The organism is Aliikangiella sp. G2MR2-5 (genome assembly GCF_015687155.1).
GTDB lineage: Bacteria > Pseudomonadota > Gammaproteobacteria > Enterobacterales > Kangiellaceae > Aliikangiella.
This window is the reverse complement of record NZ_JADPQF010000001.1, coordinates 570,646-585,725: the sequence shown is the minus strand read 5'-3', so window position 1 is coordinate 585,725 and position 15,080 is coordinate 570,646. Positions and strand designations below refer to the sequence as shown.

Sequence of the window (15,080 nt, the reverse complement as noted above, 5' to 3'; positions counted from 1 at the left end):
TGAGCTCTTCGACTGCTCGTCAGGTTATGCTCAGGATAATCAGCTAGCTCCGCATCATCCATCACAAGCATTTTGTCGCAACTATCCTGAATAACTTCATCTGTTAGCACCGCAACTATTTCTGCACTGTCAATGATCGCTTGTTGACGCGCTTTCGGGTAGTCCGGCTCCATTGGCACATAAACTCCGCCAGCTTTCAAAATGGCGAGCAAACCGACTACCAAATCAGGAGACCGTTGCGCAACAAAACCAACATGATCACCCGGCTGGATCCCCTGGTCGACTAACCAGTGAGCCAGACGATTGGCTTTTTGATTTAATGCTAAATAACTAAGACTCAAATTTCTCCGCTTGATAGCGATGGCATTCGGTGTTTTTGTGACCTGTTCTTCAAATAGTTGATGAAGCAATACGTCTTGAGGATAGGACTGCTCGGTTTGATTAAACGCCTGCAACAACTGATGACGCTCTTTCTTATCGACCAACAACTCAGCATCGAGTGTTTCATCTCCTGCGGCCAGGTAGTGCAAAATATTTTGATAAAGTTCAAGCGCAGAATCAATTTCTGTAGGATAAAAATATGCAGGTGAATACTTCAACTGAAGTCTTAAACGTTGACTCGAAGCGTGATGCACTTCCATATCAAAAAGCGTATTGGTCATTTCCGAACTTGATACTTCGAGTTCACTATCAACTTGCGGCTTATCACTCAGTGACTGGCTGATACTATCGTACTGACTAAAGTCAGTAAAATTGAACAAAGTATCAAAGATGGGATTAACTCCACCATCACCACCGTCGACTAATCCGGCTATTTCTGCAAGAAAAATTTCATGGGCCTTAACTTCACGTAAATAGTCTCGAACCTGCCCAACTAGCGACTTAACTTTGACTTGCTTGTTCGCCTCCATTCGAAGCGGAATAGTATTTAAGAAACAACCCAAAATCAGTTCGCTATCCGGTAATGCCGGCCGGTCATGAGTTACCACGCCAGTGACGATTTCTTTATCAAACGATAGCAAGGATAATAAATAAATATGCGCCGATAAACACAGCTCCTTTAACGTGCACCCTAATTCGTGTGCGCGTTGCTGTAATGCTTGATACAGGCTCTCATCGACCTGCGCATAACAGGTATTCATCCCCTTCTCATCATTGATAGGTCTGCCGCTGAAGTTAAAGGGCAGCTTACTTCGCTCATAACCTTGCAGATAATTCTGCCAATAACTTTGAGTATCTGCTGAAACTTGACGAGAAAGCTGTAATGCAACGTAATCTTTATATTGACTACGTCCTTGTTCAACCTGAACACTATCTTCTTTCTTGAGCTGTTCGTAGGTATCCACCAAGGCACTATTGAGTACATTGACGCTCCAGCCGTCTAGAATCGCATGTTGAAAAGACAGTACCATGCAAAACTCTGTGTCGTTTAACTGGAAAACAGCCAGCCTCCACAGCAGTTCTCCTCCCTGCAAAAACTTATGGGCTTTATCCTGTTCACAGTAGCCTTCTATATACTCACTTTTTGCCGCGTCTGTTAGCTCTGTGATATCTTCAAACCTAACCCGTTGCGTCAGCCCTCGGTGAACCAGTTGCATCGGCTCATTGAAATTGTCCAGGTCAAATGTTGTTCTTAGAATCGGGTGCTGCTGACAAACCTGATCAACTGCTCGTTGAAACAAACCTTGGTCAAAATCCTGCCAGGACAAAACAAAAGTGAACTGATCATGATAAATCGGCTCATCGGGTCGCATTTGCACCAGAAAGACCATTCCTCTCTGGATTGGACTCAGTGGATAAAAATCCTCTACCGACTGCGCCAGGTTCGGATGAGTCGATAACACCATGTGTCCATCTTGTTGTAACTGCTCTATTAACCCATGTCCCTCGGTTAACGCATTCTGCAGATTGCTGCCTTCTTCAACCTGACTCGATGAAAACAATCCTTCAATAGTCGGATTCAGGAACAAATCTTTGATTTGAATGTGACATCCTATTGCCGCATTCATTTTACTCACTAAACGTAAAGCGCTGATTGAATCTCCACCTAACAGGAAGTAATCATCAGTAATCCCCACTTGCTCAAGGCCAAGCTCCGCTTGCCAGATTTTACAAGCGGCTATTTGTTCCGAAGTTTGCGGTGCTACAAAGGAATCCTGAACTAATGCTGCGCTATCTGGATGAGGAAGATTTTTGACATCAACTTTACCATTTACCGTTAAAGGTAATTCTTGTAAGACGACAAAATACGCCGGTACCATATACTCCGGCAGTTGAGCTGACAATTGACTGCGCAGCTGCCTGACTAGCTCTCCTTCTGTCAATGATTTGTCGCTTGCGCCGGGCTCTGAAACACTAGTGCTTTCTGGAACTATGTAGGCGACAAGATTTTTTAATTTGGAATTCAATACGACACAACATTCCTGTAAATCTTGTGCAAGAAGAGCTGACTCGATTTCCCCAAGCTCAATTCGAAATCCTCTTAATTTGATCTGGAAATCTGCCCTTCCCTCGTAACACAATTCCCCGGCACGGTTGTATCTTGCTAAATCCCCGGAGCGATAGAGTCTTTGTTTCGGGTCAAATGGACTTTGGATAAATCTATCATTTGTTAGCTGCTCTCGATGTAAATAACCTCTTGCAACACCTGGACCACCGACATAGATCTCTCCAATGACACCATCTGGAGTCAGTGTTTGTTGCTGTGTCAATAAATAAATAGACAGATCATCTATCGGTTCACCTATCAAGCTTAAAGCTGTATTTCTTTCAATATCATCTCTGAGCAATCTTCGGTAAGTAACATGTACAGTAGTCTCTGTGATACCGTACATATTGATTAGTCTAGGCTGTTTATCTCCATGTAATTCAACCCATGGTTTCAGTGCAGATAATCTTATCGCTTCCCCACCAAAAATCACGTGTTTCAAATTAAGCTTTGACTGAAGTTTTTTATCTATTTCTATGAACTGGTTAAAAGCGCTCGGAGTCTGATTCAACACGGTTACAGACTCGACAGTAACGAGCTTGTAAAAATCTTCAAAAGATCGAGTAACCCAATGAGGGACAATTATCAGTTTCCCACCATACAGTAACGCGCCCCAAATCTCCCACACTGAAAAATCAAAGGCAAATGAATGATAAAGCGTCCAGATGTCATTGTGAGAAAATCCGAACTGCCTATTGGTCGAGGTAAACAGGCGACTAACATTTAGATGTTCAACCATTACTCCCTTCGGTTTACCTGAAGATCCAGAAGTATAAATAACATAGGCGAGCCGTTCCGTACTTCTTGTTAGTTCACCTGAAAGATTATCCTTGGAAAGTCTTGCAATTGCGGCAACAAATGATTCTTCATCAACAGATATAACCTTGACTTTGTCTTTCAGTGAAAGCTTATTATTCAATTGGTTCGTTGAAATGACGAACTCTACTTCCGAGTCCTGCAATATATAATCAATTCGGGAATTTGGATAATTGGGATCTATAGGTACGTATGCTCCTCCTGCTTTCAGAATTGCCAGAATAGCTACAATCATATCAACGGATCGCTCAAGACAGATTCCAACCAGGGACTCTTCGTCAACCCCTAACTCTCGCAAGTAGTACGCCTGTTGGTTTGCTGATTCATTTAGTTGCCGATAAGTCATAGATTCATTTTCAAACTTAACAGCCTCCCTATCTGGAAATTTTTCCACCCGAGACTCAAATATTTCATGCAGCATTTCGCGCGGCGCATGTGCCTCAACCTTAAATTGAGAGCGCTCAATTAACTGTTTACTTTCCTTAGGTGAAAGCATAGAAATCTCACTGATTCTCCGGGATGGATTGTCAACAACACTTTCCAGGCCACAAATAAAATGATTTGCAAGTCGACTGACCGTACTTGAATTGAAAATACTATCGTTGTAAATCCAATTTATTTCTACTCCTGATTCAGAAATATCAACTGCCACTTCGAGATCAAACTTCGTACTTACCTTTACTCCTTCAAGGCTTTTAAATTTCAAACCGGGTAACTCTAATCGATACTCATAATTAGTATTCATAGTTAACATTATTTGAAATAAAGGGGAGTAGTTTGCACTACGATGAACGTTATTGCTTTCTACCAAATACTCAAAGGGAAGATCTTGATTAGCTTGTGCTTCAGAATTTACTCGTTTGACATTATCCAGATAACTCAAGAAATCTTTATAGTCAGTCTTTGTTCGCAGAACTATAGTGTTTACAAAAAATCCAATCAAAGGCTCCAACTCAGCTTGCAGCCTGTTTGCAAAAGGCGTACCGATAACTATGTCATCTTGATTACTGTTTCTGGAAACAACCAGCGCTAATACAGCATGAACTAGAACAAAAGGAGTAACTCCAAGACTATTCGCTGTCGAACTTATTTTTCTGGCATACTCTGAGCGTAATTTTGTAGTTACTAGCTTACCATTAAACTGTTGCTCATCTGTACGTTCAAAATCTAAGGGTATACTGTGAGTTAACGGTATATCTGCGAGTTGATTTTTCCAGTATTCAAGTTGTCGCTGAACAGACTTTTCGGTTAACGTTTCTCGCTGGCTTACTGCATAGTCGATATACTGTATATCAAGAGGCTTTTCGCTAATGGGTTTACCATCTGCAATGGCCTGATAAGTTTCAACAAACTCTTTTACAAGAATCCCCATCGACCAGCCATCTGATGCAATATGATGCATATTGAATAGCAAAATAGTTCTTTCAAATGACGACTTTGACTTTAGTTTTATCGATGTCACTCGAATCATCAGATCCTTTGTTAAATCAAATACTTTTGTTCGTTCTGACTCGACAAGCGAATTTAGTCTTTCTCTTTCTTCAGTCTCATCAAGCTCAGAAAAATCATAGCGTTCAACTTTAAAAGAAAAGTCTTCCTGAACCCTTTGAAAGCTTCCTTTCTCACTTTCAAAAAACACAGTCCTTAAAGACTCATGCTTTCCAATAATGTAGCCAATAGCTTGCTCCACAAAATCAATATTAATTAGACCTTCTACACAAAATCCATTGAGCATATTATATTGGGGACTACCAGACTCCATACGATCAATAAACCAGAGCCTTTGTTGTGAAGAAGATAGCGGAAAATAATTAGTTTCTCTTTTAATGGCTGAAATAGCTTTACGTGTAGTAACTATCTCGCACCTTTCAATTCTTTCAACTAGCTGCAGTACACTTTGAGCTTCAAAAACATCTGAAATAGGTAGTTCAATTGAAAAATGATTACGAATTTCTGACACCAGCTTGACGGCAAGCAATGAATGACCGCCAATTTCAAAAAAGTTATCATTCAAACTTATCTGGGCTTCGTCTTCACCCAGGAGCCTGGCAAGGATGTTGACCACTATTTTTTCATTGGTGCTCTCTGCGCCAACAAACTCGTTATTAATTAATTGAATATGTGGCTCCGGAAGCGCTTTACGATCAACCTTATCATTTCTCGTTAAAGGAATTTTCGACAAGGTCATAAAACTAGTTGGTACCATATAGGCAGGTAGATGTTCCGAAAGATAAGCCTTCAAAGCATTTACCTGAATTTCTTCTCCCGCAACTGGAACAAGATATCCAACCAGCACTTCATTCCCTGATGTCACTGTTGAGTCTTTTGGCTTATGAATATTAACGACTGCCTGCTTAATCGATTCATGTCGACTTAGCACCGCTTCAATTTCGCCCAGCTCTATTCGGAATCCCCGTAATTTAACCTGATGGTCTTCACGACCAAGAAACTCCATATTCCAATCAGGTAACATTCGACCAATATCCCCGGTCTTGTACATTCTCGCTAACTGTCCATCCGCACCTTTATCTACAAATGGGTCATCATAAAAGGCAGCAGCAGTTTTCTGCGGGTCATTCATATACCCTTCTGCCACTCCAACTCCACCTATATATAAATGACCTGCCACTCCTTTGGGTTGTGGTTTTTGTTCATCATCCAGAATGTAGAATCGATTATTGGATAGCGGCTTACCATAAGGAATGCTGTTACGATAATTTATTGCCGTATCCACTGGATAATAATTTGACCAGACAGTCCCTTCTGTCGCTCCTCCCAGGCTAATAATTTCTGCTTGCTTAAAGTAGGTTTGTATTCGAGCCGGTAAATTCACCGGGATCCAGTCGCCACTCATAAAAACTAATCTTAAGTGTTGCAGCTGCTCCAGTTCCCACTGATTGTCTTCATCCAGGTAAGAAACCAGATGATTCATGGTCGCAGGTACTGAATCCCAAAAAGTAATTTGCTCTTTCACTAACAGTGCTGCTAGTCGCGATGGGTCTTGCACTTCCGTTTGACTCGCCATCACTATACAGCCACCGCTTGCCAACATGCCAAACATGTCATACACCGATAAATCAAAACACATCGAAGTAATAAACAGTAGTTTGTCCGATACACCTATTTGGTAAGTCTGATTAACCCACTGAATAAGGTTGACTGCAGAATGATGCGCAATCATTACTCCCTTTGGCGTACCCGTTGAGCCCGAAGTGTAAATCACATAAGCAAGCGATTGAGCTCTTCGACTGCTCGTCAGGTTATGCTCAGGATAATCAGCTAGCTCCGCATCATCCATCACAAGCATTTTGTCGCAACTATCCTGAATAACTTCATCTGTTAGCACCGCAACTATTTCTGCACTGTCAATGATCGCTTGTTGACGCGCTTTCGGGTAGTCCGGCTCCATTGGCACATAAACTCCGCCAGCTTTCAAAATGGCGAGCAAACCGACTACCAAATCAGGAGACCGTTGCGCAACAAAACCAACATGATCACCCGGCTGGATCCCCTGGTCGACTAACCAGTGAGCCAGACGATTGGCTTTTTGATTTAATGCTAAATAACTAAGACTCAAATTTCTCCGCTTGATAGCGATGGCATTCGGTGTTTTTGTGACCTGTTCTTCAAATAGTTGATGAAGCAATACGTCTTGAGGATAGGACTGCTCGGTTTGATTAAACGCCTGCAACAACTGATGACGCTCTTTCTTATCGACCAACAACTCAGCATCGAGTGTTTCATCTCCTGCGGCCAGGTAGTGCAAAATATTTTGATAAAGTTCAAGCGCAGAATCAATTTCTGTAGGATAAAAATATGCAGGTGAATACTTCAACTGAAGTCTTAAACGTTGACTCGAAGCGTGATGCACTTCCATATCAAAAAGCGTATTGGTCATTTCCGAACTTGATACTTCGAGTTCACTATCAACTTGCGGCTTATCACTCAGTGACTGGCTGATACTATCGTACTGACTAAAGTCAGTAAAATTGAACAAAGTATCAAAGATGGGATTAACTCCACCATCACCACCGTCGACTAATCCGGCTATTTCTGCAAGAAAAATTTCATGGGCCTTAACTTCACGTAAATAGTCTCGAACCTGCCCAACTAGCGACTTAACTTTGACTTGCTTGTTCGCCTCCATTCGAAGCGGAATAGTATTTAAGAAACAACCCAAAATCAGTTCGCTATCCGGTAATGCCGGCCGGTCATGAGTTACCACGCCAGTGACGATTTCTTTATCAAACGATAGCAAGGATAATAAATAAATATGCGCCGATAAACACAGCTCCTTTAACGTGCACCCTAATTCGTGTGCGCGTTGCTGTAATGCTTGATACAGGCTCTCATCGACCTGCGCATAACAGGTATTCATCCCCTTCTCATCATTGATAGGTCTGCCGCTGAAGTTAAAGGGCAGCTTACTTCGCTCATAACCTTGCAGATAATTCTGCCAATAACTTTGAGTATCTGCTGAAACTTGACGAGAAAGCTGTAATGCAACGTAATCTTTATATTGACTACGTCCTTGTTCAACCTGAACACTATCTTCTTTCTTGAGCTGTTCGTAGGTATCCACCAAGGCACTATTGAGTACATTGACGCTCCAGCCGTCTAGAATCGCATGTTGAAAAGACAGTACCATGCAAAACTCTGTGTCGTTTAACTGGAAAACAGCCAGCCTCCACAGCAGTTCTCCTCCCTGCAAAAACTTATGGGCTTTATCCTGTTCACAGTAGCCTTCTATATACTCACTTTTTGCCGCGTCTGTTAGCTCTGTGATATCTTCAAACCTAACCCGTTGCGTCAGCCCTCGGTGAACCAGTTGCATCGGCTCATTGAAATTGTCCAGGTCAAATGTTGTTCTTAGAATCGGGTGCTGCTGACAAACCTGATCAACTGCTCGTTGAAACAAACCTTGGTCAAAATCCTGCCAGGACAAAACAAAAGTGAACTGATCATGATAAATCGGCTCATCGGGTCGCATTTGCACCAGAAAGACCATTCCTCTCTGGATTGGACTCAGTGGATAAAAATCCTCTACCGACTGCGCCAGGTTCGGATGAGTCGATAACACCATGTGTCCATCTTGTTGTAACTGCTCTATTAACCCATGTCCCTCGGTTAACGCATTCTGCAGATTGCTGCCTTCTTCAACCTGACTCGATGAAAACAATCCTTCAATAGTCGGATTCAGGAACAAATCTTTGATTTGAATGTGACATCCTATTGCCGCATTCATTTTACTCACTAAACGTAAAGCGCTGATTGAATCTCCACCTAACAGGAAGTAATCATCAGTAATCCCCACTTGCTCAAGGCCAAGCTCCGCTTGCCAGATTTTACAAGCGGCTATTTGTTCCGAAGTTTGCGGTGCTACAAAGGAATCCTGAGCTAGTGCTGCGCTATCTGGTTGAGGAAGATTTTTGACATCAACTTTACCATTTACCGTTAAAGGTAATTCTTGTAAGACGACAAAATACGCAGGTACCATATACTCCGGCAGTTGAGCTGACAATTGACTGCGCAGCTGCCTGACTAGCTCTCCTTCTGTCAATGATTTGTCGCTTGCGCCGGGCTCTGAAACACTAGTGCTTTCTGGAACTATGTAGGCGACAAGCTTGTCTTTGCTCTGATTTAATGTGGTATAAGCTCGCGCTACTCTATGTGATGTTTCTAAATGATAAGAAACCTCACCAAGCTCGATTCGGAAACCTCGTAACTTAACCTGACTATCTATTCGTCCCAAGTAAATCAAGTTACCGTCATCAGAAAGTCTGGCCAAGTCTCCCGTTGCGTAAAGCTTAGACGAGACTGCAGGATTGATCGTATTACTAATAAACTTTTCTGTAGAGAGTTCAGCTTTGTTGAGATACCCTCGAGCAAGACCTGTACCGCCGATAAAAAGTTGACCTATTCCACCTCTAGGACAAAGTTTTAGATTATCATCAAGAATATACAATTGAATGTTCTGAATTGGTTTACCTATAGGAACAGTAGAAGCACTACCCAAATTTTTGCAATCATAATAAGAGACATCAATTGCTGCTTCAGTAGGACCGTACAAATTGTGGATCGCAATACCGGGATAATCTAACTGAACTTGTTTAACTTCATTTACCCCTAAAGCCTCACCACTGCAGAATATATACCTTACACTCGCAGCAAATTCAGCGCCTTCTGTGTGTATAAATGCATTTAACATTGAAGGTACAAAGTGCATAACGGTGACCTTCTCAGCATCAATAAGTTGCCCCAAATATAAGGGATCCTTATGTCCTTCAGGCTTTGCAATAACTAAAGTCGCACCAAACCCTAATGTCCAGATAAACTCCCAGACAGAAACATCGAAAGTATAAGGCGTTTTTTGTAGCACATTGTCGGATGAGGACAGTTGATACTCATTTTGCATCCATTGGATTCGATTAACGAGAGCCTGATGTTCCACCATTACACCTTTAGGCTGCCCGGTTGAGCCAGATGTATAGATAACATAAGCAAGCGAACGCGAAGTCAGATGAGCATTTTGCTTAATATTGTCACCTGATAGATTCTGTAAACTAGCCCTGAACTGTTCAGAATCTAGCTCAACTATAGAACAACCTGCTATGTCGCCAATTCCAGAGCTTAGATTCTGGCTCGTTAGTAAAGACTTAAGTTCGGTATCACCAACAACATAGTCAAGTCGAGTTTTGGGAACCGATGGATCGATAGGGACATATGCAGCACCGGTCTTTAGAATGCCAAGTATACTAACAACCATATCTATCGAACGTTGTAAATAAATTCCTACAAATGAGTCACTCTCTACGCCTGTTAAAAGCAGATATCGAGCTAGTCTATTTGCAGCACGGTTAAGTTCCCCATAAGTTAATTTCTGGCCTTCGAATATGACGGCAGTGTGTTCAGGATTTTTCTCTGCCTGCGCTTCAAAAAGTTGATGTGATAGCAGTTCTTCTTCGAAATACCTATCGGTTTTATTGAAAATCTCTACTAAATACTGTTTTTCCTGCTCAGGTAGAAGTTCGAGTTCATTCAGTCCAACGTCGTTACAACTGGATACTGAATCCAGCATGTTTTCCATGTAGCAATGGAGTCGAGCGATGAAATCTTCACTAAAAATTGACTCATCATAGATCCAACCGACAAACATTCCCTCGTCAGACTCTTGAATCACCACTTCAATGTCAAACTTGGCAACCAGCTCAGTAAAAGGTTCAGGCTCAAAAGTCACCCCCGGTAAGCTCAGCCCGCTGCCTTCCTTTATATTCATGGTTAGCATGATTTGAAATAACGGTGAATGTTGAGCGTTCCGACTAACCCCCAGATTTTCTACCAAATATTCAAATGGAACATCTTGATTAGCATGCGCTGACAAATTAACTTCTCGAACATGGGAGAGTAAATCAGCGAAGCTCTCAAAATTCGTACTAGTTCTAAGAACGAGAGTATTAACAAAAAATCCTATTAATGATTCAAGCTCTTTTTGTGTTCTACCAGCAATTGGAGTTCCGATAACTATGTCGTTAGAGCGACTATATTTGCCGATAACAAATGCCAGGCATGCATGCATCATCATAAATAATGACACATCATTTTTGCCGGCAAAATCTTTCAGCTGACTAGAGAGATCATGGCTCAAGGTTTGCTTGTACATTTTGCCTTTAAATTTCTTTTCGGCCGGACGTTCAAAGTTTAGTGGCAAACTATGTGTTAGAGGCAAGTCGCTCAGTTGATGCTTCCAATATTGAATCTGCCCAGCTAACTTTTCATTAACATCCCACTCATTCTGCCAATGAGAAAAATCAACATATTGAACAGGAAGCTGAGGCAAAATTGCGGTTCTTTCAAGTCGAATGGCTTCATACAACTCGGTAAATTCATTTAACAAAATAGCAAATGACCAACCGTCTGCGGCTATATGATGCACATTAAAAAGTAATACACCTTCTTGTGCTTGTTGAATGTTATTGATAAGCAGGTACCCTACTCTCATCATTACGTCAGTCGACAAATCAAAAGTAAGATTACTGTCATATTCAATTAATTCATTAATCCTAAATTCTTGTTCTTTGCCAACAAGATGAGTCAAGTCATGTAAATCAATCTGAAATTCAAAGTTATCAATAACTGATTGAAAAGTATTTTCTCCATCATCTAAATATACCGTTCTTAAAATCTGGTGTCGTTCAATGATTTTTGAAAGAGCCTGTTGGGCAATTTCAACATCGAACTCTCCCCTTACCCGAAATGCAGTCGCCAAATTATACTCAGCACTTCCGTTGTTTAATTTATCGATAAACCATAATCTTTTTTGCGAGAAGGACAGTGGCGCAGTAGTCAAATTTCTTTTAACAATTATTTGAGACTTGCCTTTCTTACTTCCAGGCACACCATTTTTCTCAATTTCAGATTCAGCATTTAAAGCCTTTTCTATCAAGCTAACCTGGTCTACAAAAGTTGAGTTTTCAAAAATATCTCTAAGACTAAGCTCAAGTTGAAAATGACTATTCAGTGCAAGGAGTAGCTTGGTTAACAGTAAAGAATGACCACCCAAACTAAAGAAATTGCTCTCCAATGTAATTTTTCTATCCTTAGTCCCAAGAACATCCAACCACAATCTGGCAACAAGATTTTCCAATTCAGTAGAAGGTTCCTTTCCTTTACTTTGGAAATCACTGAATAAAGGAAGCGGCAGCGCCTTCTTATCAATTTTTCCATTCTGCGTTTTAGGTAAAGTTTCCAGCTTCACAAAATGAGACGGAATCATATAATCCGGAAGAAACTTCGATATCGTTGACTTAATTTCACCAACCAGTTGCTCAAACCCTTCGGATATATCTTTCAACACGATATACGCAACAATCCGAGCGTCACCTGGCTGCAACTCTTTCGCTGCTACAGCTGCTTGAAAAACCATTCCTGTTAACTGGATTTGATGCTCAATTTCGCCGCATTCAATTCGATGGCCTCTAATCTTAATCTGTTGATCTTTTCGTCCAATGATCTCCAGTTCACCATTATTGTTCCATCGGCCTAAATCACCAGTCGCGTACATTCGGCAATTCTGAATAACAGGATCAATATGGAATCTCTCTTGGTTTAATCGCGGTCTGTTTAGATAGCCGCTAGAAACAGCCTTTCCAGAAACATAAATTTCGCCGATAACTCCCAATGGCAGCAGACTTTTATTTTCATCAAGAATTCTAACCTGATAGCCAGGTAACGGTTTTCCAATAGGACACTCACCGTCAAAGCGCTCAAGCTTATGAAAAGTTGACCAGACGGTAGCCTCGGTTGGACCATACATGTTGTAAATTTCAGCCGAGGTCAAATTTCCTAGATTTTGCGCCAGGTTAATTGGAAATTTTTCGCCCCCTACATATATTTTCTGTAGGCTTGCCAACTCATCGGCATTGCCTAGATCAACTAAGTGCATCATTGCAAACGATGGAGTACATTGAATATGAGTTACTGAATGCTCACAGATTAGTTCTGAAATACTTTTAACTCTATCAAGTTCCTTAGAAAGGTTTTCGGGCCGCTTGTCAACCGTAAGAAATTGCGTTTGTGCTATAACCACTCTGAATCCGTACGCAAGCGCACCGAAGATCTCCAAAACAGAAATATCGAATGATATTCCGGTCACAGCCAACCAGACTCCATTGTTATTTGCCATTAAATCCTGCATTGCATCGATAAAGTGACTCATATTAGTATGATTTATGAGTACTCCTTTCGGCTTTCCAGTTGTACCGGACGTGTAAATAATGTACGCAGGTTGCTCAGGATTAATTTCTGGTAGACCATTGGCACTATCATTGAAACAGGCCAGATTTTCCTGAGCCAAATCATTTGACTCGAGTGTCAAACAAGCTTCGCAATCATCAAGCATGTAATTCAGTCTTTCCTGCGGATAATCCTTTTCCAGAGGTAAGTATGCAGCTCCAGCCTTGAGGATACCGATCAAACCAACTACCATTTCTATTGAGCGCTCAACAGCAAGAGCCACTATTGAACCTTGACCAATAGCTTTTGCCTGTAACATGTGCGCCGCTTGGTTACTTCTTCTATCTAGCTCTCTGTAAGTCAAGGCATCCGTACCACAAGTTAACGCTATAGATTCAGGTGTTAAATCAACTATTTCTCGTATACGACCAAGAATTGATTTAGTTATTCCAGTATTCACTAGCTGATTATCAGAATATTTTTGTATAATTCCTAAATCGCTTGGAGGAACGATTTGATAAGAACTTAGAGCGCAACTCTGAGACTCAATTATTTGATCAACTAAAATAGAAAAGCTTTGGGCTACTCGCTCAATGGTGCTTCTCTTAAACAAAGATGTCGCATAGATCCATTTCAATTGAACCGAATCATCGATTTCATTAATTGCAAGCTCAAGGTCGAACTTGGCCTTATCCTCAAATAAATCAGCTTCTCTAATAGTCAAACCATCAACGTCAAAATTTGGTTTATGTTCTGAGTGGAGTGAAAATAGGATTTGAAAAATGGGAGAATGGCTCAAGTTTCTATCAGGCTGTAGGCGATCGACAATAATTTCAAATGGGGCCGTTTGATGTTTGTACGCCTCAAGAAGATTTTTCTTATTTTCAGCAAGAAAATCAAGAAAGCTGCTTTCACCATCTACATTACTTCTTAGGGCAAGATTATTAGTAAAGAAGCCTATCAAATCATTTAGTGAATCTTCAGTTCTTCCTGCGATCGGCGTTCCGATAATCACGTCTTTGTTTCCTGACCAACGTCCTATTAAAATGCTAAAAACTGAATAAAGCATCATAAAAAGAGTTACCCCATTTTGGCCACATAATTCCTTAATAGAAGTAAGTCTTTGCTTATCTAAGATAGTTACAACAGAGTTTGCATTAAAATCTTGAACTTTTGGTCTGGAAAAATCGAAAGGCAGGCTGACTTCAGCAGGTTGATCTTGAAGCGTACTTAGCCAATAACCAATTTCCTCCTCAAAAAATTCACCATTTTCTGACTGCCAGATAGCATAATCCGAATATTGTATCGCCAGCTCAGTTTTTTTAGATTCTTTATTAGCCTGATGAGAGTCGGCGGAAGCGCGCCTGCATTCTATGGCTAACTTATAATTTTCAACAAATTCCTTAACTAAAATTCCTATTGACCAGCCATCGCATGCAATGTGATGAACGGTAAACAGAAAAACACTCCTCTCCTCTCCCTGCTTGATTAATGTAGCGCGAAGCATTACTTCATCGCTCAAGTCAAAGGCCTTTTCAGATTCTTCTCGTATTATTGAAGAAAGTTTTTCAGCCTGTTCTTCTTTTGAAAAGCATGAATAATCCAGAATAGTTAGATCGAAACCCGAAAATTCTCTTATATATTGGCGTTGTTCATCTTTATCATAAACAGTCCTAAGTATCTCGTGTTTAAGGATGATTTGTGAAATAGCTATCTCGACTACTTTTTCATCAACTTTCCCCTGAACCTCTAACCCGGTTGACAGATTGTATTCCGAACTCCCGCCGTTAAGCTTATCTATAAACCATAGCCTTCGTTGAGAGTGAGACAAAGGTGCAGATTTGCTTCCCAGCCTTTCTATGGAAGAAAATTCTGACCTTTCGTTCTCCGATAAATAGCCAATTAAAGCTTCCTTATTTTCTCGCAATGACTGTATAAGTAAGTCCGATGGACTATCATCAAAGAGTACTTCCAGTTGCTCATCAACAACTCTTAACTCTACCGATTCTTCAATACACTTCTGAAGTATTTCGTTTATCGTCAT

At 41.0% G+C, this 15,080-nt stretch carries 1 protein-coding gene (running past one end of the window); it reads right to left on the bottom strand.

Annotated features, from left to right (window positions below; all coding sequences use genetic code 11):
- Positions 1–15,080: the 5' portion of a non-ribosomal peptide synthetase gene (locus IYN84_RS02450; RefSeq protein ID WP_196137573.1), read on the bottom strand. 1,444 nt of this gene lie to the left of the window's left edge; 15,080 of the gene's 16,524 nt are visible here — the first part of the coding sequence; the start codon lies at positions 15,078–15,080; its stop codon lies beyond the left edge, outside the window.